Genomic DNA, 26,677 nt, shown 5'->3' on the forward strand with positions numbered 1-26,677 from the left:
CTGACATCAACTATTCCGTTAACGACGGGTAACGCCAGTCATCCTCATCGCTCTGTTGCTGGTCGCTAACATCTACGGATATACCCGATTGGTTCCAGCGACTGATCATTTCATTGGTCATGTAATGGTAACTTAGATCAAGATGTTTCAGTTTCTTAATCTTGTCACTGGCAAGCAACGCCTCAGCCCCTACATCGGACAACGTTCCTTGCGATAGATCCAATACTTCAAGTTGATCCAGAATAGGTGCTTCAGCTGCTGCTTTCGCAATCTCATCCTGAATTTCACTGTCTTTCAGGCCCAAGTAAACCAGCTTTGGAAACAATCCTTTTTCTAACAAAGGTAGTACATCTTCAATTGAACCATTGAAGCCATAATTATCGACGCCCAGATATAATTCCAGTTTACGCAATTCAGGCAACTCGGCATGGGTGATTGAAGATAAAACTTCTTTTGGGAGACCGCCACAAATAATAATCAATTCTTCAAGCTTGGCATGCTGGAGCGGTTCCAGACTAAGGCCGCTACTGCCCATGACAGAGAATGATTTTAATTCTGGAAAGGCAGCTAACAGTGGTGTGAGATTCGTCTGGATAATCCACGATACTTCACATTCTTCAAATCCCATATCTCCAATAAACAGTTTCTTCAATGACGGAAAGCTTGGAGCTGACTCGACGAGCGTACCCATGAACTCATCAGGCGAATTTTCATAAGCCTGTCCCCAATCTCCGATGACCAGACTTTCCAATGAGCCGGCCTCCGGTTTAGCCGCCAGTTCCTTTATTAATTTTTCCATACGAATGCCGTCCTCATAATCATCGTAAGATACAACAAGTTTCACTTCTTGCATGAGTAGATCCCTCCGTTTAAGGTTCATATATGATTCGTTAATTTGAATGTTAACCCATACCACACAAGGCTTGCAACTTCTTCCAACTCCAGTCCCAATGAGATTCCCAATCGTGCAACGTAAACCATTTTTTCTGTAGGTAAAAGAACATACGTTCTGATATGTAGTCGCAGAAATAGCTATCTTCAATTAGGTATATGGATGGACCTTCGCGAAACACGATTAAACACTTCATTTCATACAAAAAGCGTTAATGGCGGATGAACCATCCCATCGGAATGCTTCTGTCCTTCCATTAACGCTTTGATGTTCATTCTTATCCTTCAAGTCTGGATACGAGCGCTCTCAGTGCATGACCACGGTGGCTAATCGCTTGCTTTTGCTCGAGCGTCAGCTCTGCCATCGTCATCTCGTATTCAGATACATAGAAGAGTGGGTCATATCCAAAACCACCAGCACCTGCAGCTTGAGCCGTGATCCAGCCTTCCGCAGTGCCTTCTGATTCATACTTATCACCTGTTGTCGGATCGTACAGTACCAACGCACATATAAAACGAGCCGGACTTAGTAGCGGCTGCTCGGTGTCCTCACCGGATTTCAACGATTCCAGTGTCTCCAGCAACTTCGCATTATTTTGTGCATCCGTTGCTCCTTCGCCTGCATATCTCGCTGAATATACTCCCGGCTCCCCGTCCAACAGATCTACGCAAAGTCCTGAATCGTCTGCCAGAACGGGCAAACCAAGCGCATCACCAACCGCTTTGGCTTTCTTCCAGGCATTCTCCGCAAACGTTAAGCCATCTTCTACCACATCCGGCAGCTCCGGGTAGTCAAACATGCTTTTGACCTCTTTGCCAAGCGGTGCGAAAGCATGAGCGAATTCACGAACTTTACCCGCGTTGCGGGTTGCAACAATGAGGATTGGGCTGTCCAAACTCATCTTAAGCTTCCCCTAATCCACGCGCGCCAATCTTGAGCGCAATCGGTCCAAGCACTTCTTTTTGACGCTCGATCATCTCCAGAATTCCCTGCTCGCCAAGTTCCAACATGGCGTTAAGCTCACGGCGATCAAATGGTGCTTCCTCACCTGTTCCCTGTAGCTCGACGTATTTACCGCCGCCTGTCATCACCAGGTTCATATCCACCTTGGCTTTGGAATCTTCATCATAGTTCAGATCGAGTACAGGCTGTTCACCCACAACGCCCACACTTACCGCAGCAATGAAATCCGTAATCGGGAATACTTGCAGTTTGTGTTGTTGGGAAATCTTGTTCACAGCAAACGCCAGCGCTACAAAGGCACCGGTAATGGACGTTGTGCGTGTGCCTCCATCGGCTTGAATAACATCACAGTCCAGCGTAATTGTACGCTCACCAAGTGCCTGCAAATTGACCACTGAGCGGAGCGCCCGACCAATCAAACGCTGAATTTCCATGGTGCGTCCAGTTAATTTGCCGCGATTGGCTTCACGTTGGTTCCGAGTATGTGTTGCACGTGGCAGCATGGAATATTCAGCCGTTACCCAGCCTTTCCCTTGCCCTTTCATAAAGGGAGGAACACGTTCCTCCACTGTAGCTGTACAGATCACCTTTGTATCTCCAACTTCAATCAGTACAGAGCCCTCGGCGTATTTATTCGTGTTCACTGTTAAATTCAGCGGGCGCAGCTGTTCGCTGGTTCGTCCGTTTGATCTCATTTTTTCTGCCTCCTACGACTTAAGCATCCTGTAATGTTGAACTTATTCACAATTTTACGAATCCCTTATATTTTACCAAAGAGTTCGGTTAAAAGCATCCTTATGCATTCTGCGTTCATTAAATCGGAATTTCGTTAATATATTCAGGCTTGGAAACAGGCGCACTATAATCCCGGTTGTCGTCACCCTTGACCGTTTTTTGGCCGTTCCATTCGATCTGTACTTTGGCATCCTTGCTGGCTGTATTCTCCGCAGTGGTTAATACGACGGACTGTAAGAGCTCGCTTGGTACGATATCCCCTTCGGCAAACATATCATCTTTCAGCGCAACCGTTACCGTGCCGTCCTCAGCCGTTTTGACTGATTGCAGCTCCGTTCCTCCTGTCATAACCTCTTCCAGTTCGCCGCCTTTGTCAGGTCCTTTGATCAGCTCATTCAATGCTGCCTGCACCCGATCTTCACCAGGTGTAACCAGACGTGTCACTGGAACATAATATTGGATGCCTGCTGGTGAAGCAGCTGAGAAATAGACCGTGACCGGGCTGCTGTTGGTCACAAACGTATCACCCAGATCCAGATTGATTCCCACAGCCCGATTCAGCGGTTCAGGCAGCGGCGTGCTGTTCACCGGCATTTGTGTTAATTTTTTGCCATCCACCCAGATCTGCACATTCTCCACATCAGGCGTTCCCGTTAATGTCCACGTGACAGCTTCTAGCATTTTCCGTTCTTCCTTCGCATCATACTTGGCAAAATTACCCGAGAACTCCACGACCGCCAGCTTGTCATCCGCGTGAATCGTTACATTCTGCACAACCGTTCCCTGCGGGAGAACGCCCTGGAATCCTTCAGGCAGCATACCCGCATAGGCCCCGCCTGTGACAAGTGTATCCAGTGCTGTCTTTGGACTGCTGGCATCTGTTCCAGAAGGAAGTGTCAGGGATACCGGAGCGAGCAGCCCCTGCTGGTCTTGCAGATATACCGTCGTTAAAGGGAGCGTTGCCAGTGCCCCATTCCCTTCGGCTGCCTGAATCATGGCTGCTTCCTGAATGGGCGGTGGCGGATCAACAGCTTCAGACGACTGTGCTCCAAACATGCCGCAACCTGACAACACCATAGGAATGCTCAGCAGCGCAGCTGCCGATACCGTACGCAAAGATTGGATCTTTCTCATGATCACGTTCCCCCTCATCATTTTTACAGTTTGTACTACCATGTATACGAGCCTTTGTCCAAAAAATAACTAAAAGATAATCGCTTCGCTGAAAACTTATATATTATCTTAAAGAAACGTAAAACAGGTTAATAACGTATTAGGAAGCAAGAGTAGGGACATTGCTAACTACAGAGGAGGAATCGCCCATGGAACATCCTGAGCAAGAAAAAATCCCTTACAGCCTCAATAGCCGCAAAGTTGCGGAGGCAACAAGGGAATGGCTGCATAAGCGGGGCGTCACGATCCCTGAGATCGCAGAACTGGTCATGTTATTGCAGAAAAAGTACTATCCTGATCTGACGATGGAAGAATGTATCGACAATGTGGAGATGGTTCTCCGTAAACGCGAGGTACAGAACGCTGTCCTGACCGGCATTCAGCTTGATATCCTGGCTGAACAAGGTCAGCTCCTATCTCCTTTGCAGGAGATGATTGAGAACGATGAAGGACTATATGGCGTGGATGAGATTTTGGCATTCTCCATCGTCAATGTGTATGGCAGCATTGGCTTCACCAACTACGGGTACGTGGACAAATTGAAGCCAGGAGTGCTGGAGCGACTGAATGACAAGACCCATGGTCCTATTCATACGTTCCTTGATGATATTGTCGGTGCGATTGCATCGGCAGCGAGCAGTCGGATCGCCCATCGAAAACAATCCGAGCTTGAAGAAGCACTGGGAGAAAAACCTGTTAGTGATGACGCTGTATAATGCGTAACTCGTTTCATGACAGCAGTCATTGCGGCACATTGGACATGTGTGTGGATGCTTGGTGAATGACTGTTCGAAGAAATATCTTTTCATGAAAAAAGCGGCCTGATGGCCGCTTCTTTTGCATGTGTACGATACTTTTTGAAGATCGACACGTGATTATTTTAGATGCTTAGGTCGTACATTTCCCACCAAACCCAATCCTTCAACCCACTTCTGGTCAGCAGCTGGCTCAGCTGGTGTGCACTTGGGTCCAATCGTGATCTCGGGACCTTTGCGCTCTCGCAACATGCCACGCAGCACAGTGATGCCGATTATGCTGAGTCCGGTAAATACATACATCATCCGCATGATGATATTACCAGAATCTGATCCTGTTACCATGCCGTGAACCAGCAGACCAATGAACACGGGATAGGATAACATATGGAACATGAACCACCATTTGCGGCCCAGCTTGTTCCGCAGGTCGCTGGATAATAAAACGATCACTAATCCATAAAAGGCTAACGTTCCCAGACCACTGCCAATCGGATGCACGGAGGCGGTAAAAGGAATCAAAAGTTCACCCCAGGTAAACGGGCTGTAGTGATCAATATATAACGTCAATGCGTGCACAAGTCCAAGTCCGAAGGCGAGCCAGGTCGTTCGGGTATGCCATTTGAACATAGCTGCTTTTGGTTTGCCTTTGGCCATAGGCATCCCTTGTGCAATGCCCAGAAATACACCGGCAAAGAGCAGCACATAAGCAGCAATCCCGCTAATTCGAATGATATTCCACGTCGGCAGGTAATCTACAATCCATTGTGCCATAACCGGCTCCCCCATATCTGTTAGACTTGTCCTCTTTTTATATCAGACTGAAGCGATGATCCGGATCAAAACCGGGCCAGTGCTCAGCAAGCGTATCCGTATTTCCTCTAAAATAAGTAATCCCCTCCCGTGTCATCCACAGGACGTCATGCCGATCGTAATGTCGGTTTAACCAGCCCAGGGCTTCGGCACTCCCCAGAATGCAGACCGTCTTGGCAATGATCTCGCACTGTGACGCATGCTGTCCCAGAACGGTACACTGTAACACATCCGTATCCGCCGGTTTCATCGTCCGGGGGTCAATGAGATGATGCGCAAGGCTTCCGTCTGAATTTTGCCATAGTCTATGCGAAATACCCGAAGTGGCAACAGCACCTCGCTGTAAGCGAACCGCACCTGTCACATCCCCCTGGTCTTGCAAAGGATCTGCTACTTTCAAGGTCCACTGAGGATGGTCCGATGTACCCCATACCTGAATATCTCCACCTGCGTTAATTAAACCCGCCGGGATATGCAATGTTCGCTGCAACCAATCCGCAATGCGTTCCACCGCCCAGCCCTTAACGATGCCTCCCAGATCCAGCTCGGCTCCGGGATCCAGATGAACCATCCGGCTACCTTCCCGCTGAATCCAGCTCGGACGGCTGTGGTCATATCGATCTTCCATCCTCCCTGAACTTTCAGGTGTTCTCATTCGCAATATGCGTTCAAGCAATGGACGTTGCGGTTGTCTTTGCTGTACCTTTTCGAAGCTTAGATCATATCCTGAACCCTGAAGAGCCTGCGAGATACCCGGTTGAAAAACCCCTTCAGTCAGACCAATATATCCATAGGCCAGACTCAAAACTTCATCCATCGCAGCAGAGATGGGCATCCATCCCGTCGAACCATTCAGACGATTCAGTTCACTGTCTGCCACAAATCGGCTGAAGCGCTGCTCCTGCGTCTCAAACCAATTCTTGACTAAGGTTGCTGCATGTTCAGCTTCTTCCCGACCAGCGGACAGTTGCACTTCAACATCCGTGTTCATTGCACGGAATTGAAATCGAAGCGGACGAGCAACTTGCTCTGTGCGGCTCATGATGCACCTGTGCGTGACTGATAGTTGCCACTGCTATATCCGGAGTCTGTACCCTGGTTATGTTGTCCGAAACGCTGCGAATCTGAATAATTCCCGTTGTTACTTACGCTCTGATCTGGCCGAGCTGCTTGTATGCTATCAGATGTTCCACTATATTGACTATCCTTATTGTCATTGTCCTGCGTGTTCCAGTTGTTGCTGTCCGTTGTACTGTTGATCCATTCATCCATCACATCATCATGCGTATCCAACTGGCTTGAAGCAGTTACACTCGTATCTGTGCCATTCGCTGCTGCATAGGCCACATCAAAGGCATCCGAAGTTCTTACATATTGAAAAAGTGCAGCCACGGTCAACGTTGCTGCCGCTGAAGCTTGCCATTTTCTCCATTGATTCCGTTTTCTTCTGGTCATCGCTCTTCCCTGCTTTCTTTAGCGAAGTTCATAGTTGTATGATAAGCGGGCTGGCTTAAAAATAGATGAATGAACCGTTAAGAGAGGCTAAAAAGGCCCCGAACAGGTGAATTTCCTGTCCCGAGCCTCTATATAAGATCGTATTATCATTTCATATCGATATCATCATACCGTTAAAATCGAAAGTAGAACGTTCCATCCGGTTCCTGCTCTTGTTTCACTACTTCGCGTCGAATTAACTCCTGCAAATGGGCCAACGTCTCACTCATGGCAAACCGCAGTTGGTGGGTACCCAGCCGATTGCCAAACATGTGTACACAGATTACATACGCATTCGCTGGTGACTCCTGAATTCGCTCCGTCATCTTCTGAAGACGTTCCTCGTGATGAGCCAGCAATTGTACTGTGCGTTCGCTGAACGGGGCAAAAGGATTCCGATGCCCTGGATACGCCTGCTTGACATTCAGCTCCCCGAGACGTTGCAATCCTTCCATATAAGACAATAATGGCTGAGGGTCACTGCCGGGTTGCAGACTGATATTCGGTGATATCTGCGGCAAAACTGCATCTCCGCACAGAATCTCCATGGACTCAGGCGCATAAAAGGATAAATGGCCTGGGGCATGTCCCCCCGTCTCCACAGCAACCCAACGTCTCCCGCCCATATCGAGCCACTCGCCATCTTCAACGGGTGTGACATTCGGAAGTGGCGTGATCTGCGAAGTAAATGCCTTCATATGTTCATGTATCTGCTCAGTCTTGTCTTCCGGCATACCATGACGACCATAATAATCAGGTAATATTGTATTAATGTGTGAATCAGGTCCCCACATATAATCGGCCTCTTGACGGGAGCGTGTGGACATTCGAACGGGTGCCCCCGTCATCTGTTGCATCCAACCCGACAACCCAAGATGATCGGGGTGATGGTGGGTCAGTACAATTTGACGAATATCGCCAAAGGTCAGGCCGAGATCTGCCAGCGCTTCACTCCACTCCTGTTCTGTTTCCGAATTACGAGGTCCCGGATCAATAATAGTGATCTTTCCATCCGGCTCTGACAACAAATAACTGTTCACCCATCGTAAGGGAAACGACATGCTAATCTTGACCCGGTGTATGACCTCTGTCATGCCTGTCATGGACATCTCTTCAGTTCGCTTCATGTTTTCCCCCTTCCTGACGGTCTCTGTTCACTCCACAGGACGACGACCAACAAAAATCATGCGCGGAGAAGTCTGCTCGTCATATTGCTCTTCATCATAGCCGCCATGAACCTGATCTACCCGGAGTCCAGCTGCACTTAACATCTGACTCAGTTGATCCCGTGTGTATAACTTCACACGCTCCTGATATACCCGCGGTTCATGTCCGGATGTGTTATCCGTAATGCGAATTTCCTTTTGCACAAATCCATCCTCAATCTTGCGGAACTCCTCAATTCGCTGCCCTTCATCCTCTCGGACAGAGTGCGGCACCAGATGCCGAGTCACATATGCCGTATTCATAAAATCAATAATGTAGCTCCCACCCGGGCGAAGCATGCGATGAATGGCACGTAATACTTTCAATTGTTCTCCGTCCTCAAGGAAATAACCAAACGATGTGAACAGATTAACTACAGCATCAAAACCGCCTTTCAGCGGGAGTTCACGCATGTCCGCATGACACCAAGATACTCGGTGTCCGGTGTCCATTAGGCGTGCTTCGCGTAAAAGCACATCGGACAGATCAACTCCGGTCACTCGCAATCCTGCATCAGCAAGTGCCATGGAGTGCCGTCCCATACCGCAGCATAGATCCAATACTTCAGCATTCGGCTCAAGCTTCAACCAGTTGATCATTTTATGTACTTCCTGATAGGCACCCTGCACATCCCGGTGCTTGTATACGAGAAGATAATCTTCTCCAAAACTCTTTTCATACCATTCCGTCATCCAATTTCGCCCTCCACCTGGTCATCGGCCCTCTGTCTGTCGTACGCTTTGTACAGGCCTGATCATTTCCCCTAGCTTTAATGTATTGTAACGTCTTTATTCTGCAAACTCAAAAAATTCCAGTAGATCATCTACATTGAAGAGCTAAAATGCATTCGATATAATGTTAAGCATACGCCTGCAAATCGGTTAATTATTAGCAACAGGAGGTGTTCTTATGATTCGCATCGGACTTACCGGATGGGGGGATCAGGAAGATCTCTATCCAAACCGCACCAAAGCCAAAGACAAGCTCAGTCTATACGGACAATACTTCTCCACCGTGGAGGTGGATAGTTGCTTCTACGCCGTTCAGCCGCAGGATCGAATGGCACGATGGGCTGCCGAGACGCCCGATTCCTTTGCTTTTATCATCAAAGCCTATCAGGGAATGACCGGACATCTGCGAGGCAAACCCTACTTCACCAGCACGTCGGAGATGTATAAAGCTTTTCGGGAATCACTGGAGCCCGTCATTGAAGCAGGCAAGATGCAGGCAGCCTTGTTTCAGTATCCACCCTGGTTCGAATGTAATAAGGACAACGTAAAAGAGCTTCGTGAAGTGAAACTCCGAATGGAGGGTATTCCGTGCGCCCTGGAATTCCGACATCGCAGCTGGTATGAAGATGACATGCGTGAGCGAACACTTTCGTTCATGAAGGAGCAAGGCTGGATTCACAGCGTCTGTGACGAACCTCAGGCGGGTCCAGGTTCCATTCCCATCGTGCCGCAGGCGACGGATTCGGAGATGACGCTGGTTCGCATGCATGGACGTAATGTGTCCGGCTGGCATCAGAATGGTGCGCCCAATTGGCGCGAAACCCGCTATTTGTATCGTTACAATAAGGAAGAGCTGTTGGAGTGGAAAGGCTACCTGGAGCAATTGCAGGAGCAGAGCAAAGATGTCTATGTAATCTTCAACAACAACTCTGGTGGCGATGCAGCGGCGAATGCCCAGATGATGATGGATCTGCTGGACTTGCCAGTGAAGCCTTTTCCTGACCGTACTGAACCGGAGAAGGAAGAAGGACCGGAGCAGCTGGAGTTATTTTGATCCGTGAATTGGGTCAACTAAAAGCGGCATGCCCGAGGGCATTGCCGCTTTTTTTATCTCGTTAACTATAGCGACTATATCGATTGACTTCATTTGAATTTATCGAACTTTCGTTAATTCTTCAGGGCTCTAAGGTAAGATCAATGATTCATATAATGGGCATATAGTTCCTCGAAAGTTGTAAAACGTTCGACTTCTCTGCCGACCTTATCATATTCGTCTAGATATTCATCCATCACTTCAAGGAACTTCTTTTTCATAACTGGTAAATTACTTGCATCAAAGTACTGCATAATATCAAAATTCTTGGTTCCTTTTTCCCGAGCCATTTCATCAAGATACCCTTGTGCACCATAGACCGAAAGAAAGACGTAAGAAGCATCGTTCGTTATAACACTGTTCAAAATTTTATTGCGGTAGTTGCACCACAATTCTTCATATGTTCCCCTCAGATTATCAAAGGTCGGAGCAGGTTTAATTATGAAGTTATCACACATCGTGCTATATAACCTCGTAACACTATTCAACATATTAAAAGAGGCTATTCGGATATCTTCAATGGTATGAGCTTCGATGATTGACATGTATAAGGAATCGAGATCATCAGGAACATAGCGAAACGACCGAATCTCTTCCAAATAACGCTTGATTCCTCGTTTGATGCACGTGTTATTCATACTAACCAAAGCATGGACTAGATTGTACAGAACGTCCGCAGATGCTTGTCGCACTGAACCGATATCTTCACCCAGCATCGCATCGCTGTATGCTTGCTTAGCCAGATCGATCCATTTATTTGCTCGATCAAGACACGCTTCTCCTATCGGGTTCGCAAGTGCATCAAGTGCTTTTTGCCTGAAGTCATTCAATCTCTCCAAATCCTCAGGCTTTGCATAGTAGAGTATTTTGAGCTCAGTTAAGCTCGATACGTTGGGACTCTCCAAAGTGGATTGCTCTTGTATTCTTGAATTCCATGGCGTGCAATAGATGTCATATCCAACGTCATCTAAGATAAAGCAATCGGATATTTCCCATCCTTTTTCTGTATTATTAATGATAATTAAATCAAGATCACTCTTCTCGTGATAGTCTCCCGTGCTAAATGAACCTGTAAGCCCAATTATTGCGATATCGTCTATAAAATCTCTTTTTACACGTTCAATCACCATGTTAATGAGTCGTTCATTTTTGTCCAGTAACTTCTTCTTTATGATTTCGTCCATTCATTGCACCCCTTCGTATGATCGGGCCGTCCTTTATCACAACAACCTTAACTTGAGTCTATCGATTTAGATGTGCGGTTACTATGTATAAGTTGATTTAATTCATCTTTGAACAAAATCCGCTAAACCGTCGATATGACGATTTAGCTGATTTCATTAGTTCTTTGTATAGACAATTTTCTTTATGCTTTCGCAGGACAAGAAATATCGCCCCGCCAACTCCTCTATGCTGACTCCATTGTGGAATAAAGATTTAATCTCAGCGTTTCGAGCAGAGACTCTACTCTTGCTGTTCGTTTTCTCGCCCCATTTTAAATGTGCCTCTTTGGGTTTGGGGATATAAACCAATTCCCCTTGCACGTACTCTTGAATGATACGTAGCAATTCTTCCGGAAAAATAGACTCGGCTTTTGAATATTTCACGGGCCTCACTCCTTATTTAATAAATCAATAAGGTGCAAAGCCAGTTAGTAGAATATTACGATTCATCGTTGGCAATATGATTGTTTCTAAACTCTATGCAAAGCATTGCCATATCCTCCACTGGCTTTGCATAGAGCCGTGCATGTAAGAATCCTACCCCGATTGTTTTCAATAGCCTCACCTCCAATAGAAGACAGATAGTTGTTATGTGCTATTATATCAGAGCTTGTTGTTCAAGTGTTTAACGGATGAGTCGCCCTAATGCAAATTGACGGCACCAAAATTCTAAGTATTTTCTGAAATTATCCGATCCTTTTTTGGTTAAGCCTCAGATAGATGCCTCTGACGGAGCAGCTGGTTCATCTTATGTGCTTCAATACCTGCCAAGAGCACAATGCCAATCCCATGGGTGTCGTTCAGATTCCACCCCAGGTCATCGCGATAATACAAGGCGGTAAACGAGTACCCGGAACCCCGGCATACCCCATATACATTGCCCTTATAGTCAATTGACAAGCGCGTCATTCCCTCCCATCCTTTGCGTACGGCCTCCAGATATGGCTCTGGCTGTTCCAGCCAGCCTTCTCGAATGCCACGTGCGTAGGCGTAGATGAACATGGATGTGCAGGAGATTTCTTCATATGAATCCGGGCGGTTCAGCACCTGATGCCATAGTCCATTTTCCCCTTGCAGCGCCAGATAACCTTGACTTAGATCACGATAGAAAGTTAGCAGTTCCGACCGTTTCCCATGATCATGCGGCAGGATGGATAACAATTCGGTTAAGGAGAAGAGCACCCAGCCATTCCCACGTCCCCATGGAATACCTGTAGCCCGACCACGCACAAAATCATACACATGGGACATGATCTGTTGTTCGGGAAGATAGAGGTATTTACGGAACATCAGGAACTGATTGATCGCATCGTCCCAGTACGCCCTATCTCCTGTCAACTGACCATAACGCATCAGAAATGGTGTACTCATGTACAAGTCATCACACCACATCGTCTCCTGACGCATCTCTCCACTGCCGCGAACCCGATAAAAGGCACCATCCTCCAGACGCTCCTGCTCATCCGTAATGTAGCCCGCAATCCGATCCGCGGTATCTCTTCCCCCACGAATATCGCCGAACTCCATCGCAGCAAGCAGCGTGGACCCAAACGAACCGCAATCATCCAGACTGTCAATGGCAGACAGTTGATTATTGATCCCTGCCGCACCATACCCTTCCCGATCCCACAGACCATAGCGGTCGAATGAAGTACTCAGTTCAATATGTTGCCGTACATACTGAATGTAATCATCCCGTCCCAATTCCTGTCCCGTCTGGAGAAGTCCTAGCAGGGTAACACCAAGCGGATAATTCCACTTTCCGTAGTGTGTATTTTCCAAGTAAGGACGAACATGCGTATCAGGAAGGTCTACCCGCCAATACACACCTTGTGCGCCATCATCAAATACGGTATCGGTTCGCACGATATCGGTGTGGGATGGTTCAGCACCGGGAGCAAACACACCTGTGTACAACCAGGGGTCAGAACACCCCCCAACCGGGTGAGGTGATTTCAGTCTCCAGCCTGTGGAACCCGAATACTCTCCATCTTCCAACGTGAATCCCCATGAGCCACCAAGTGCTTGAATTTCACCTTTCACGACCAGATCGGATGAACCGTAACGGCGAGGAAGTTCAACGTGAAAGTTACCGCTACCTCCAGCAGAGTATACTTCCATGCCATCCACATACAGAGCCAAAGCCTTATCATGTCGGCCTTTTAAAATAATTGGCGTTGATCCTGGCAAGGTTACATCCAGTTTGGACCAGGCGTAAGCAACAGCGGGCTGTTCTGTCCCAAAGATTCGGGCGAATGAACCCGCGCCCTGCTCCTCATCGGTCCAGCCCCTGCGCGGATACCAGGAAAGGCCCGTTTCTTCTTCTGTCATGCCGTCACGAGGAAGAGATAATACAGGTTCATCGACGGGTTCCGAATATAACCAGCCCTCCTGTCCTTGACGATCTGCCCCAGGAGTGAGGAAGTGGAGCGGGAAATTTTTGAAAGAGGCTGTTCCGTAGATCCCGCCGAATCCCACTTCTGTTTTGACAAAACACAGCAACACATCATTCCAGCCATAGTTCACGGAAATCGGAATCTGGGTTCTTCGCTCGGGAAATAATTCCTGCAACAACTCGGACTTGAATACCTCTTCGCCGTTCACATAGATCGTCACCGGACTATAACAGTTCAGGCCCGTATTTAACGTTGCATTCTGCTCGCTCCATAACTTGCCCCATACATACACGTACTGCCCTGCACGCGCCTCTATGCATTTCTCATTCAGGTTCAGGTCGTAGCGATAATCCCCAAGCCTGCGAAAACCTCCCTGATGATAAGCTCGAAGCAAAAAGGAATGTTTCGGATGATCGCCAATATAACGCTGAGCCACCGTTGTCAATATATCCGGAATTGAATCGTACACCTTGCCTGCAATCGCCTCGTTCTCATGAAAATAACGAATGATCTTCAGCTCCCTTCCTTATACCTTGATTCGTTCGCTTAGCCGCAACGTCTCTCCGCCTTGCACTTCAACAACCTTCTGATCCGCTGTGAACCAAACTGGGATGGCAGACGGATTATGGATGATGGAGCGATCGGCTGAACACTCCAATCGTTGCACCGCTTTCCAATAGGCGATCATTTCAATGTTCGTGGCATACCAGATATCGTCCCTGCCGCCAATCTGCTGACCAAACTGTTCGATGATCTCCCAGTTGTCGTTATCATTGAACTCATAACTGTGGCCCCATACGTAAAGCAATAGTGGCGTACCTGTTTTGGAATGTTGGATAAAACGTTCGGCATGAGCCGCCAGATCATGGTTATGATGACAGGTCGGATGCCATTCAAGTGGACGGTCTGGCAACGTGTATCTGCCATGAGATTCAACGGTACGGGCATAATCAATGCCGAGCCACTCCAGCTTCGTACTTAACACACGATCATATCTTCCGTTGGGATAAGCCATACCTCGTACCGGATAATGCACAAGCTTCTCCAATGCTTTTCGGTCATCGATAATCTCTTCTGTCAGCAACTCATTCGGAACATATGGCAGCGTGGGGTGAGTAACGGTGTGAACAGCTACTTCATGCCCCTCGTACAGTTCTGCTACCTCTCCCGGATCGACGCGGCCTGGACTACCCAGGGTACCGGAGTTCAGATTAAATGTTCCCCGCAGTCCGTACCGGTTACAGATTTCTACCAACCTTCGATCATGCACCACTCCATCGTCATAACTGAGCGTTAGCGCTTTCATCACACCACCTGGATAGCGGTCATACTGAATACGATGTCCCATCCCCTACTTTCACTCCTTTATCCCAATTCTTCAACAGGTACATGACCTGCATCCTGTAATCGATGATGTTCCGAATCAAAATACGTACCTTCCAGCAGGCCAATCAATGTGTTGGTAATCCGCACTTCAATGTCGTTGTCTCCCGGACGCAACCAGGAGGCCTCTCCCTTCCAGCGATACGGAGACCAGCATCGTACACCCAGACTCTGTCCGTTCACTCGCACTTCCACCACATCCTGTACCCGCCAATCGCTAAATTCCATTTCAAACGAGGTAATATCTTCCCCTAGCTCATCCAGCCAGAACGTGCGTTTATAACTCATTTCCCCGGCAAAATGAGGATACAGCGGCTGCGGTTCAGGTCCGATACGAAGGGCCGTATCCGATTCCCGCACGAGCGAAGCAATGCCTTCATGATGGAACTCCACGCCGAATCTTCCCTGTAGATACAAGGGATCAACGATACCATCCTCATCTTTCGTTACCTGCACACTCACCGTCATTTCGTTGAGACCGCTGTGCAGCAGCTCCGTAATATCACAAGCGATGTTATTGTGGTCGGTTATTTCAATTGGATCGAATTGTTCTTTTTCAAGCGTTTGCCCATTAATCTCCATTGACCAAGTGCCCGAGATCGCTGCTCTGTCCATGAATAACAGGCATGCAGGCAATGCTGTTCTCAGCTCAAATGTGGTCGTATATCGGCACTCGATCGGGTAAGCAACGGATGCTTTTTTCGGTGTGCCAAATACCTGGTTAAACTGGACTGGCAGAGGATGCTGCTCCGATAATTCTGCCGCCTGATCAATAAACGGTTTCACAGCTACATGCTGGCTTTCCAGAATCACACCATTAGCATTGGAAGCCTGAAGATGGAATTGTCCCATTCGCAAAATGTTAGACTGCACCGTTTCCAGTCGCCATGGCCCTTCCGAAGGGACCATGATCTTACAGGCTTGATTCACCCCTGCCAAAACATCCGCTCCGAACGTCGATCCTGTTTTGTCTACTACATCCACCTTCGTTGGTACTACCTCTGCCCCCGCAGCTTGTAAAGTAAGACGAACAGCATGCGCTTCATAAGGCGCCAGCGTTAGTGAAATACAACATTCCCCGCCACTGCTCGTATACGGCAATGCCTGAAGCTGTCCTGTCTCCAGATCAAGTCGTTCTGCTACAATACAAGCACCCTCTGCCAGCTCCTCTCCATCCCACAGCTGTCTGGCGACCAGCTTCAATTGCCCCTTCAATTCCTGACCCTCCTGATTGGTCAAGAAAACCATGTGCTCTCCAGCCGACAATTGACGGGTGTGCATCAGCAGGGAGGCACTTTCCTCCTCCATGATCCAGCAGATGGGTTCGGGCAATACCTGATCGAGCAGGAGAGAGATCAGCTCCAGCGAAAAGTCATCTCCTTGCCCTGTTCCTGCGGGTAGAAAATAAGCACTTCCCTCACCCTGATGCCACATGGTTTCACGGTTATCATGATCTGTTGTCACGTTACGGCCCCAGTACACTTCTTGAGGCTGCTCGCCCGCGCCAAAGAACTCGGCAGCTTCATATCTCTCTGGACTTCCCGGCTGAATCGCAATATGTGGAGGCATCCCAACAGAGATGACAGTTCCTCCCTGCCGAACAAATCGCTTCACCTGTTCCCAGGCCGCGGCCTCCAGATTCAGCATCGGTGGCAGAATCAGTACGTCATAACGGGCAACGCCGATCCGAATGATGCCATCCGTTAAGTCAGCTTCAGCCAACAATTCGGGGTCAAGGTGATCATAATCCCGTCTGTTTTCGAGCAGATGGGTAGTAATCCGCATCCAGTCCTTCGTCAGGCGCTCCAGTTGCGCCCGTTCTAATTCGTCCTCGCCGCTATACTCAAATCCATGCAGCGGATTCCCCATCAGACTCCAGAATGTCGTCGTTGGGTCAAGTACGGCGATACGAATGTCTGCTGTTCCGGTGCTCATGAGATAGCTCAAACGTCCGGTGTAATCCCCTAACTGCCGGAAATGCTTCCAGTAGGGATTCTGTAAAAATTGAGATGGCGGTGCATCATGCTTTGCCAGCCCACCAATCGTATAGAAAAAGGCGTGAAAGTTATAAAAATTGGTGCCCATGGCGGCCATGCGATCAATCATCCACTTGGCATCCTGTAGCGTCATGGACCAGCCTACACTGTGAAAACATTCAATCAGATTGCGGCCTCGGCCCAACTGCCGGGCAAGCGAACTGACCATCTTGGGGTTGTCACGCATCTTTTGGCCGTACCGTTCCAGAATCCATGATAAGGACCGTCCGATTTTCTCATGTGCCGAATCACCCCCTGGCATATGGCTGAACAACTGGGTGGTCATCCGTACCCCAGGCACCTCAGCCGCGTACTGGATTCCTGCTTCTTCACACCAGTCATGCACCTGTTTGTGATAGGACTCCCTGAGAAGCAGATGCAGTGACTGATAGTAGTCATACCGAATCCGATGCGCTTCTGGAACATCACCATATAACAGCGCCGGTAGAGAATCGATCAGACTATATCCACAACGCTCACTGAAATAACGGGGGAGCTGTGGGGACCAGGGGATACGGCCCAGCGGTGCGATCTCATCCGAGAACATACCTTTGATCACGCTTTCAAATTGATCTCCAACCGCTGACTTATAACGCTCATGCGTCAGTTCAATAAAACGACTCATCGCTTCCTTGTGGCAAGGATCAACAAAGTTGCCGTAATATTTGAAATCATCGATCTCTTTTTCCTGAAATATAATCAACTCCCAATCACCCGCGGGAACATCCCACAACAAGCGGAACGCTGTTCGGTAGGTGAAGAACCGCTTGCGGTTATACGATGTGAGTCCTGTCTCCTGATAGACTTGATCGGTCTGAATATTGCCGATTTTACTGCGCAAGTCAATGGATTCATGCCACAACCGTTTGCCCTCTGAGTCCTTTGGAATCGCCTTGGCAACCAACACTCGTCCCCATGGCAACTCCAGATCCACAGATTCTCCGCCCTGAACCACCAGATGATGATGCACGAGCTGTCGCTGCTTCGCTTCAGGGAAATCAAGGGTCACTTCTCCGCCAGCCATCCCGCTTGGATATGGATATTCGTCATATAACCATACCTGCATGCCATGGTCGGCAGCTGCCTGCACTGCAACCCGCACCTTATCGAACCATGCTTCAGAGAGATAAGGAATCTGTAGTCCCTGACGCGGACAGATGAAGAATCCGCCTACACCTTGCATGGCCATCTCAGCCACCTGCCGCTGAATCTGCTCTTCTTCCATATCCCCGTTCCAGAACCAAAAGGGATGGAGCCTGTACTGCGCCTCGGGATTTTCAAAAGCATCCCCGTTCCACATGTTGCCTTCCTCCCTGCCTGTTCAAGAGTGGTCGTTAAACTTTACCAATAAAGTTTGTTTAAGTTCATATAGGTTTGTTTCGCTTTGATTATATATCAAAAACCATATTCAGGAAGTTATAATTTCCAGAAATTTGGATGAAATTTTGTTCATGGATCAAGCCATTACAGCGATAAGAAAAAGCCCGGCGGTTTCGGTCACGCTGAATGTACGGCTGCCAGGCTTTGGCTTATAAGACTACTTCAGTGCAGCGTACAGTTCATTGACTTCTTTCACATAATCGTCTCCGCCATTGTTCTTCCACAGGGCAACAGCATCTTCGAATCCTTTCTCATCAATCTGTCCTACGATGAATTTGATTCGTGCATCGTTAATGATATTGTCCAGCTGTGGTCCTTTCTGGGCGTATACATCAGAGATCAACGGTTCGCCAGGATTGGCGATGACAATCTCTTCGTTGGCTTTCTGCACCTGAGCAACTTTTTCACGGACAGGTGTCTGTTGTACGCGAAGCGTCTTGTCCTCTGGTACAAACATCAAAATCTGATTTAAGCCCTGCAGATCGCGGAGTGCAAGCTTGTCAGTGGAAGGGATGATATAGTTTTCTTTTTTCTCATACTGCTTGCCTTCCAGTCCGTTGTACAGCAATGCCTGCAATTCCGGTTCATTCAGCTGATCGAGGAAACCCAGTACCTTCTTCAGGTCTTCTTCCGTTTTGACACTGCTTTTGGAGATCGCAATCAGACCGGAGTAGCCAGACGTTGGCATATCACGCAATCCCTTCGGACCTTCCATCGCTTGCAGCACGTCCACACGTCCTGTCGCATTGGGGTCTTTATCCAGTATTTTCTGATCCATGCGCTGTGCATTATCTGCTACATCCACCATGACACCGGCTTGCCCATTCACAAATGGATCAGGCAACTTCGTCGCATCCATCACGGCAAAATCCTTGTTGACCAGACCCTCGCTATAGATTTGACGGAAAAATTTCAGGGCTTCCATGTATTCTGGTGTCTCATGCGCCGGGATCAGACCTCCGCTACCATCATCTCCCCATTTGTTGGGCGCACCAAACCATACCTGCATGTTATCCCAAGGGCCGGTGAATTTGCTGGCAACCAGACCGTACGTATCATCCTTGCCGTTACCGTCTGGATCATCCTTCGTGAACGCTTTCAATACATTGTAAAATTCATCAATCGTTTTGGGCTCTTCCAGCCCCAGATTCTCAAGCCAATCCTTTCGGATTGTGACCCCATTACGTCCCAATGCACGTGCCCGGTATATCCCATAGGTTTTGCCATCGATTGAAGCATTGTTGGTGATGATTTCATTCATTTGACTCAGATTCGGATAATCTTTCAAATAAGGACCCAGCTCCCAGAATGCTCCCGTTCGTGCCGCATTAATGAAACTTGGAGACTTTCCTAAGACCACCATAATCTGAGGAAGTTTACCGGAGGCAAGTGTGATGTTGAATTTGTCTTCGTACGAGCTGCTCGGCACCCACTGCAGATTCACATCCACTTTGGTCAGTTCTTCAAGCTTCTGGATGACCGGGCTGTTCTCCGGCGGATTCTCCGCTTCAAAGTTCGGAAGCATAATGGTAATCTCGTCGGTGCCACCCGCAGCGGTTCCTGAATCTGCTTTGTCCGTGGAGCATGCTCCCAGAATTGTACTAAGTACCAGTGACGCAGAGAGCAGAAGTGCCCCTTTTTTGAATCCCGTTTTTTGTCCCATACGTTCTCCCCCTTGGCTTTAGCCTTTGATTGAACCTAACATGACACCTTTGGCAAAATGTTTCTGCAAAAACGGATACACCAGCAAAATTGGAATGGTACCTACAACGATGACCGCCATTTTGATCGACTGCTCTGGTGGCTGTACAAAATTGGGGTCCATGTTCGCCATATCTCCGACACTGGCTTGCGAGAGCAACACAATCTGTCGCAGCATGACTTGCAGTGGCCATTTGTCACTGTCGGAAATGTAGAGTAGTGCCGAGAAAAAGTTGTTCCAATGGCCTACGGCGTAGAATAAGGCAAACGTGGCAATGACCGGCTTCGATAAAGGCAAAACAATCCGCCACAATACGCCTAGATCTGAACAGCCGTCGATGCGGGCCGCTTCCTCCAGCCCGGGCGGCATTTGCTGAAAAAAGTTTTTGACAACAATTAAGTTAAAAGCGCTGATCGCGCCAGGAAGCATAAGGGCCCAGTAGGAATCAAGCAATCCCAGTCCACGAATGACGAGATACGTTGGGATCATGCCACCACCGAATAACATCGAGAAGATGACCATGTTCATCATGACGTTGCGACCCCAGAAGTCACTTCTGGATAGTGGGTAAGCCATCGTTAAGGTGAAGAACAGGTTCACTAGTGTACCTGCCACCGTGATGAAGATGGAAACGCCAATGCTGCGAAAGATTGTGGACGAAGAAAAGATATACTCATACGCACTGAAGGAAAACACCTTCGGAATGAGGAAAAATTGGCGTGAGGTGATCTCGGCTTCCGTTGCGAAAGAATTCCCTATAATATACAGGAAAGGAAGGACGGTTAATATGCCCAGAATCCCCAGCATGACGTAATTGAAGATATCAAATACCTTGCCGGCAGGGCTGTTGTATAGACGGCTGTTCATGGGCGCTCCTCCTTAATAAATTCCGGGGTGACCGAATTTTTTCGCAAGTTTATTGCTGCCGAGCACCAAAATGATACCCACCACAGACTTGAATAGTCCAACAGCGGTACTGTAACTGAATGCACCTTGTGTAATCCCCACCGTATACACGTACGTATCAAAGACATCTGCGACATCCCGGTTGAGGGAGTTGGTCATCAGGTAGATCTGCTCAAATCCGGTATCGAGAAAGTTCCCCAGTCTGAGAATGAGCAAAATGACAATCGTCGTGCGAATCGCGGGAAGTGTGATATGCCACATCCGCCGTAACCGTCCTGCGCCATCCACAATGGAGGCTTCATATTGTTCCGTATCTACACCTGCGAGGGCTGCAAGGAAAATGATTGTTCCCCAACCCATCTCTTTCCACATCATCTGAACAATAATGAGGGGACGGAACGAACCCGGACTGGAGAGTACATCAATAGGCTTGCCTGTAATCCAGGCGATCAGGTCGTATAACACCCCGCCTTGCGGGGTTAGAAACACGTACGTGATACTGGCGATAATCACCATGGATACAAAATGAGGTACATAAACCAGAGTTTGAATCGTTCTTTTGAAGAAAGCGACCCGAATTTCATTTAATAACAAAGCGATAATGATGGGTGCCGGGAAAAAGAAGATGAGATCATACAGGGCAAGGACCAGCGTATTGCGTAATAGTCGGAAGAAGTCCGGGTTGGAGAAAAAGTTCGTAAAGTTCTCTAGCCCCACCCAGTTACTCTCCCGGATGCCCAGAAAAGGCTGGTAGTCCTGAAAGGCAATGATGATCCCCCACATGGGCAAGTATTTAAAGATGACAAAGTACAAAAAGCCGGGAAGCACAAGCACATATAACCATTTGTTTCGTTTGATCTGCCTTTTCCAGTTAGACTCTCGTCTCATGGGTCTTGTAGTCATATCCGCTTGAGCAGTTGCAGTGGCGTTGGTATTCCAGTCCGTCTTCCCGTTCATCATGTCTCCCCTCCTCTTCCGTTGTAAGCGCTATCAATAAACCTGATACTCAGACTATACAGCCCTTCTTTTTCCGGCAACCTTCATTTTTTGCATTGCTCCAATGCACTGGCTGGAAAGCCCGCTATAACGCCATTCTCACGCGATATTGGACATATCGTAGCAGGTAGAATTGCACATTTTTGCAGGTTTATCTTTCTTTGATTCACGGTAAAAAAAGAAAAAACCGGCATCCGCTAAAGCTGGATGTCGGTCTGAAAGGACTAAGATATAAACGGTTATTGTCCGAACCATTGATCGCGATACTGACTCGGCGTAACTCCCTCCTGTTTCTTGAAAATCCGATTAAAATAGCTATGCTGATATCCCACAGCCGCCGCAACATCATTGATTTTCATCGTTGTCTCCCGTAACAATTGCTTCGCGGCATCCATTCTCACACGTGTCAGATAATCAATAAAATTAATGCCCGATACCTGTTTGAATGCCTTGCTGAGTGCATAAGGGGTCATCTGCTCCTCGTCAGCACAGTTTTCCAGCGAAATGTCACTGCTGCGGTAATGTGTATCGATGTACAACATCGTTCGTTCTACCACCAGTTTCAGCGGTTCCTGCGATCGTAACTCAATCTCTTGTATATACGGTGTGAATACCTCATTCATCATCCACTGTCTCATCTGTACAGGTTCACGAATACCGGATAAGCGCTCATACATGTTGCTACCACCAAACAACTTATACGGTGTGACCCCCGTTTGCAGCATCATGTGCTGAATACTGCCGAGTAATTGAAGCATCATCTGCTGCACTTGAAATTCGGTACTCCCTGTCCGCGTGATCTCACTCATGAATTGTTCCAGCACTCGCTCCGCTTCGGCTTGTTTGCCCAGCCTGACCACCTGAAGCAACTCCCGTTCCAGCCCAAGCGGATAGGAAGCTGCTTCGTTTCTGCGGAAACACGCCTCATCCTCCAGATCGAGAATCTGACTTCCTTCCTCCACACTGCGATAAGCCACCGCCTGTTCCATCTCAACGAATCTTCCGGGCAGTTCCTGAAGTGAAGCCGCCGGGCGACTGATCATCAAGGTAACCTTCATTTTGAGCGTACGTCCAATGACCTCCACTAGCTCCTGTCCCCATAACAGCGCCTGTGATTTCACAGGTTCGTCCTGGGGAGCAATCACAAGCATGGCGGAAGACAGGTCATGAAAATTCATGACACTGATCTGTCTAAAATAATTCTTTGCCACTTCCTGAGTGATATTCACGGCTGCAAAGGTGACTAATCCCGTGTCCTGGCTCCCAAATCTGCCTTGCAGTTGCTCGTACCCCGTAAAATACATTTGCATCAGCAAATACTGCTGGCCCTCCAGCTCAAATCCAAGATGACGCATGCGCTCCTGGAGATCCTGCTCGTTATAGGCATATAGATGCCCCTGTACAAGTTGTAAAACAAAGCTATCGCGTAGATGGGGAAGCTGCTCTTGCAATTGGCGATGTGCCGTAACACTGCGGGAGGTCAGTTCGTTCCACTGTTGCTCCAGCAGCTCAAACTCATCCAGCTTGGCATCCGTTGATGTTGTGTCGTTTCTGCCAGGCGTAAGCAAATGCAGCATTCGTGCTACAGGTGAATAGATGCGGCGGGAAGCTAACCAGGATAACAATAATCCCAGCATGAGACTGCCTGCGCTTGCAATGACGATGATTTTGGATACCAGCTTGACTGGTGAAGTGACTGAGGTCAAAGGTGCTGCGGAGACGTAAGTCCAGTCTGAATCGATCCGACTCAATGAACCGTATGAGACAGAATAGGTCTGATCCTCATATCGGAACAGGAATGAGCGGCTGTCCGCATGCAGGGCCACTTCTTCTTTTAGCTGCTGCTCAAAAGCAGACGTCTCTCCCGCCGTTCCCGGATTCCCGGTAACCAGTGTGTTTCCTTCCTGATCCATAAGAAATGTTAACCCTTCATCATATGGAGTAAGCGTTTTCAATAAACTGGCGACTTTCTCGTTATCCAGCGTAATGATTAGTGCCCCAAATGGATTAATGCTTTCGCCCGGGATCTTATGTACAAGAACGAGTGCATTGCCCGCATCCATATGCAGTAGACTATCGTTGGTCGAAGGTGCGAGATCTCTGTTGATGCTGGAAACCCAGTCTGTCCAGTACACGTGGTTGCCCATGGAGAGGTAACGATCATACGCTTGTACTTTGGCATCATCGTTCAACTCGGTATAATCCCGATTAAACAAGATTGGCTTTGGTTCCTGCAAATACAGCTGTGCTGACTTGATCAACGGGTGGGAGCCTTGTAATACATATAAAGTAGTCACAATCTCCTGCGTTTCATTGAAATAATACACAAAATCCAGTGTCCGCAAAGCATTGCCAAACCTCGGTTCAAAAGCCCAATGGGATAAGTTCATCTCCAGATAAGCCAGTTGATCATCCACATTGCGTGCCCGGTTCTCGATCTGATTCTGATGCATCCTATTGAACTCGGTCTCCATCCGTCCAACAACCTGTTGATACATAACGATACCTGTGATTAACCCGGGAATGCTGGCAATGAGTAAAATAAGCATGAGGCTGTTTCGATAAAATCGTCCTTTATGTCTTCCAGCCTTCAAATCGGATAACCGCTTTAATCTGCCAAATATTCGATCGCTCCCCGTCGGTTCCATCGCTGCTCACCTGCCTGCTTGCATCGAGTCTGACTGTCATGGAAAACTTCCTCAACTCCCCTGAGAATAAATGGATGAAATCCTTTTCTTGTATTATACGCACAATCCTCAGGTGAATGAAACGATCTGTAACCGATCATTTTTTTAACCAATGTTTTATTAACATGACAAAATGGATTACAATGAGATATAGCAAACATGAAGGAGGCCTTTTTAATGAAAGAACAGACTTATTTTGAACAAAATAGAGAAAAACACCTGGCAGAACTGAATGAATGGTTGTCCATTCCAAGCATTTCTGCCATTTCAGAGCATAAAGAGGATATTAACCGTGCAGCACAATGGGTAGCAGATGCGCTCACACGTGCAGGCATGGAAAACGTAGAGGTCATTCAAACAGCTGGACATCCGATTGTCTATGCAGATCACCTGCATGCCCCCGGCAAACCGACGGCTCTGATCTACGGTCACTATGATGTACAACCTGTAGATCCCCTTCATCTGTGGGACACACCTCCTTTCGAACCTACCATTCGTGATGGCAAACTGTATGCCCGTGGTGCAACGGATGACAAAGGACAGATTTTCCTACATATCAAGGCAGTTGAAGCCATTCTCGCCGAGAACAAAGAACTGCCGGTTAACATCAAGTTCTGTATCGAAGGCGAAGAGGAAATCTCCAGCCCGAACCTGCCCATCTATCTGAATGAACATACAGACAAGCTGCGTGCAGACATGATACTGATCTCGGATACGTCCCTGCTTGAAAAAGGAAAACCGGCGATCTCCACTGGTCTGCGTGGCCTATGCTCGCTTCACGTGGATCTGAACACAGCCAATACCGACTTGCACTCCGGTTCATTCGGTGGCGGTGTACCAAACGCACTGCATGCACTCGTGTCCCTGCTCGCTTCGTTGCATGATGAGCAAGGCCGTGTAAGTGTAGATGGTTTCTATGACGGCGTTCTGCCACTGTCTCCTGAGATGAGAGAAGAATTTGTGAAACAGGGATTCAATGAAGAACAGCTTCGTCAAGACCTCGGGCTGGAGCAATTGTACGGCGAAGAAGGTTACTCGTTCGTGGAACGTGTCGGCGCTCGTCCAACATTGGAATTGAACGGCGTATGGGGTGGTTTCCAGGGTGAAGGTAGCAAAACGGTAATTCCGAAGGAAGCTCATGCCAAAATCACCTGCCGCCTTGTGGCGGACCAAGATCCACAGCATGTGCTGGATCGTATCGAAGCACATCTGCGCGCTCACGTTCAACCGGGTGCAACGCTGCATGTGAAACAGATCGAGAAAGCTTTTGCATTCAACACCGATCCTTCCAATCCCATTCTGCAAAAAGCGGCAGATGCGTATGAGCATGTGTATGGCGTTCGTGCCCTCTTTACCAAAGATGGCGGCTCCATTCCGATTGTTGAGAAGCTCTCACGTGTACTCGAAATCCCTGCTGTCATGATGGGCTTTGGCTTGCCGGATGAGAATCTGCATGCTCCGAACGAGCATTTCAACCTGGAGAACTTTGATAAAGGGTTGTTGACAATTGTTCAGTTCTTGAAAAGTTTGTAATAGTTGAAGAATACTCTTACACGGAGGTCACTACGCGGGGAGAATAAGCTTACGATCGCTGTTATCCCCCGATTTCTTTGATTCCCTTTTTTAAAGGGAGAAATTCGGGTGATAAAGGCGAACGCTCTGCTTCTTCAGCTTTCTTCTCCCCACTCCGTTAAGGTGTAAATTATTTATTCAACTTCATAGAGTAGGGGCAGATAAATATTACAAAAACGCTGGCCTACAGGTCATCGTTTTTGTTTGAATCGATTTCGTCCCCTTCACTACGGCAGCTTCTCGCATGACTGATTTTAAGATTGAGCCTAACTATTGATTGATTAGTGTAATAGGGATAACAAAAGGACGGCCTTCGGGTCGTTTTTTTGATTTGATTTTGTTTTTTGTTTTTTCTCGATCACTTCGTTATCGTTCTTCCTATGACTGATTTAATAGACGGGGTCTCGTTTTTAATGGTTTAGTGTATTAGAGATAACATACGGGACGGCTTATCGGCCGTTTTTTTTAGATTGATTCGGTCTCCTTCACTAGGTTTCAGCTTTTACAGTGGTTGCTTTATTGTGACTGGTTTTAGACGACG

21 protein-coding genes are annotated in these 26,677 nt (G+C 47.9%); 3 read left to right on the plus strand and 18 right to left on the minus strand.

Translation table 11 applies throughout. The features are described from left to right. Positions 1-10: 10 nt before the first annotated feature. The 4 genes from ABTV53_RS22320 to ABTV53_RS22335 all read right to left on the minus strand — a co-directional run bounded on the left by ABTV53_RS22320 (position 11) and on the right by ABTV53_RS22335 (position 3,724). Positions 11-853, minus strand: a complete 843-nt coding sequence (locus ABTV53_RS22320) for an STM4015 family protein (protein WP_433746581.1) — start codon at positions 851-853, stop codon at positions 11-13. A gap of 316 nt (positions 854-1,169) precedes the next feature. Next, positions 1,170-1,793, minus strand: a complete 624-nt coding sequence (locus tag ABTV53_RS22325; RefSeq protein WP_433746583.1) for an XTP/dITP diphosphatase — start codon at positions 1,791-1,793, stop codon at positions 1,170-1,172. A 1-nt stretch (position 1,794) separates the two neighbouring features. Further along, entirely contained in the window at positions 1,795-2,550 is a 756-nt protein-coding gene (rph, locus tag ABTV53_RS22330; RefSeq protein WP_310339582.1) for a ribonuclease PH, read from the minus strand. Positions 2,551-2,668: 118 nt separating this feature from the next. After that, entirely contained in the window at positions 2,669-3,724 is a 1,056-nt protein-coding gene (locus ABTV53_RS22335) for a GerMN domain-containing protein (RefSeq protein WP_433746587.1), read from the minus strand. Between the two features lie 188 nt (positions 3,725-3,912). Here ABTV53_RS22335 and ABTV53_RS22340 point away from each other — a divergent pair, with 188 nt between their 5' ends. Beyond that, positions 3,913-4,479, plus strand: coding sequence for a phosphatidylglycerophosphatase A family protein (locus ABTV53_RS22340; protein ID WP_215075779.1), 567 nt, complete (start codon positions 3,913-3,915; stop codon positions 4,477-4,479). A gap of 159 nt (positions 4,480-4,638) precedes the next feature. On the opposite strand, the gene ABTV53_RS22345 is transcribed toward ABTV53_RS22340, so the two are convergent. The 5 genes from ABTV53_RS22345 to ABTV53_RS22365 form a co-directional block, all read right to left on the minus strand. Continuing rightward, on the minus strand, positions 4,639-5,292 hold the full coding sequence (locus ABTV53_RS22345) for a ferric reductase-like transmembrane domain-containing protein (protein WP_433746591.1): 654 nt from the start codon (positions 5,290-5,292) through the stop codon (positions 4,639-4,641). Positions 5,293-5,329: 37 nt separating this feature from the next. Next, a complete protein-coding gene (locus tag ABTV53_RS22350) occupies positions 5,330-6,373 on the minus strand; it encodes an FAD:protein FMN transferase (protein WP_433746594.1) in 1,044 nt (347 codons plus the stop codon). Beyond that, entirely contained in the window at positions 6,370-6,786 is a 417-nt protein-coding gene (locus ABTV53_RS22355) for a hypothetical protein (RefSeq protein ID WP_433746597.1), read from the minus strand. The genes ABTV53_RS22350 and ABTV53_RS22355 overlap by 4 nt, the downstream gene beginning before the upstream one ends. A 173-nt stretch (positions 6,787-6,959) precedes the next feature. Next, a complete protein-coding gene (locus ABTV53_RS22360; protein ID WP_433746600.1) occupies positions 6,960-7,952 on the minus strand; it encodes an MBL fold metallo-hydrolase in 993 nt (330 codons plus the stop codon). Between the two features lie 27 nt (positions 7,953-7,979). Further along, positions 7,980-8,723 carry a class I SAM-dependent methyltransferase gene (locus ABTV53_RS22365; protein ID WP_433746603.1) on the minus strand — a complete coding sequence of 248 codons (744 nt, stop codon included), beginning with the start codon at positions 8,721-8,723 and terminating at the stop codon, positions 7,980-7,982. 217 nt (positions 8,724-8,940) lie between these two features. Between ABTV53_RS22365 and ABTV53_RS22370 the strand changes: the two genes are divergently transcribed. Next, a complete protein-coding gene (locus ABTV53_RS22370) occupies positions 8,941-9,816 on the plus strand; it encodes a DUF72 domain-containing protein (protein WP_433746606.1) in 876 nt (291 codons plus the stop codon). A 140-nt stretch (positions 9,817-9,956) separates the two neighbouring features. On the opposite strand, the gene ABTV53_RS22375 is transcribed toward ABTV53_RS22370, so the two are convergent. The 9 genes from ABTV53_RS22375 to ABTV53_RS22415 form a co-directional block, all read right to left on the minus strand. Continuing rightward, complete coding sequence (locus ABTV53_RS22375; RefSeq protein WP_433746609.1) at positions 9,957-11,039, minus strand: nucleotidyltransferase domain-containing protein; 1,083 nt, start codon at positions 11,037-11,039, stop codon at positions 9,957-9,959. Positions 11,040-11,195: 156 nt separating this feature from the next. Then, a complete protein-coding gene (locus ABTV53_RS22380; protein WP_339237191.1) occupies positions 11,196-11,462 on the minus strand; it encodes a CD3324 family protein in 267 nt (88 codons plus the stop codon). A 321-nt stretch (positions 11,463-11,783) separates the two neighbouring features. Further along, entirely contained in the window at positions 11,784-13,943 is a 2,160-nt protein-coding gene (locus ABTV53_RS22385) for a glycoside hydrolase family 88/105 protein (RefSeq protein ID WP_433746612.1), read from the minus strand. A 57-nt stretch (positions 13,944-14,000) separates the two neighbouring features. Further along, positions 14,001-14,822, minus strand: coding sequence for a polysaccharide deacetylase family protein (locus ABTV53_RS22390; RefSeq protein WP_433746615.1), 822 nt, complete (start codon positions 14,820-14,822; stop codon positions 14,001-14,003). Between the two features lie 17 nt (positions 14,823-14,839). Then, positions 14,840-18,193 (minus strand): glycosyl hydrolase, encoded by a 3,354-nt coding sequence (locus ABTV53_RS22395; RefSeq protein ID WP_433746618.1) that lies wholly within the window; start codon positions 18,191-18,193, stop codon positions 14,840-14,842. 237 nt (positions 18,194-18,430) lie between these two features. Beyond that, positions 18,431-19,936 carry an extracellular solute-binding protein gene (locus tag ABTV53_RS22400; protein ID WP_433746621.1) on the minus strand — a complete coding sequence of 502 codons (1,506 nt, stop codon included), beginning with the start codon at positions 19,934-19,936 and terminating at the stop codon, positions 18,431-18,433. An 18-nt stretch (positions 19,937-19,954) separates the two neighbouring features. Continuing rightward, positions 19,955-20,842 carry a carbohydrate ABC transporter permease gene (locus tag ABTV53_RS22405; RefSeq protein ID WP_421894504.1) on the minus strand — a complete coding sequence of 296 codons (888 nt, stop codon included), beginning with the start codon at positions 20,840-20,842 and terminating at the stop codon, positions 19,955-19,957. Between the two features lie 12 nt (positions 20,843-20,854). Further along, a complete protein-coding gene (locus tag ABTV53_RS22410) occupies positions 20,855-21,784 on the minus strand; it encodes an ABC transporter permease (RefSeq protein ID WP_421894534.1) in 930 nt (309 codons plus the stop codon). 332 nt (positions 21,785-22,116) lie between these two features. After that, on the minus strand, positions 22,117-24,525 hold the full coding sequence (locus tag ABTV53_RS22415) for an AraC family transcriptional regulator (protein WP_433746624.1): 2,409 nt from the start codon (positions 24,523-24,525) through the stop codon (positions 22,117-22,119). 216 nt (positions 24,526-24,741) lie between these two features. Between ABTV53_RS22415 and ABTV53_RS22420 the strand changes: the two genes are divergently transcribed. Further along, entirely contained in the window at positions 24,742-26,097 is a 1,356-nt protein-coding gene (locus tag ABTV53_RS22420) for a dipeptidase (protein ID WP_433746627.1), read from the plus strand. Positions 26,098-26,677: the final 580 nt, after the last annotated feature.

The sequence above is a fragment of the Paenibacillus amylolyticus genome (genome assembly GCF_050990605.1).
Taxonomy (GTDB): Bacteria; Bacillota; Bacilli; order Paenibacillales; family Paenibacillaceae; genus Paenibacillus; species Paenibacillus amylolyticus_H.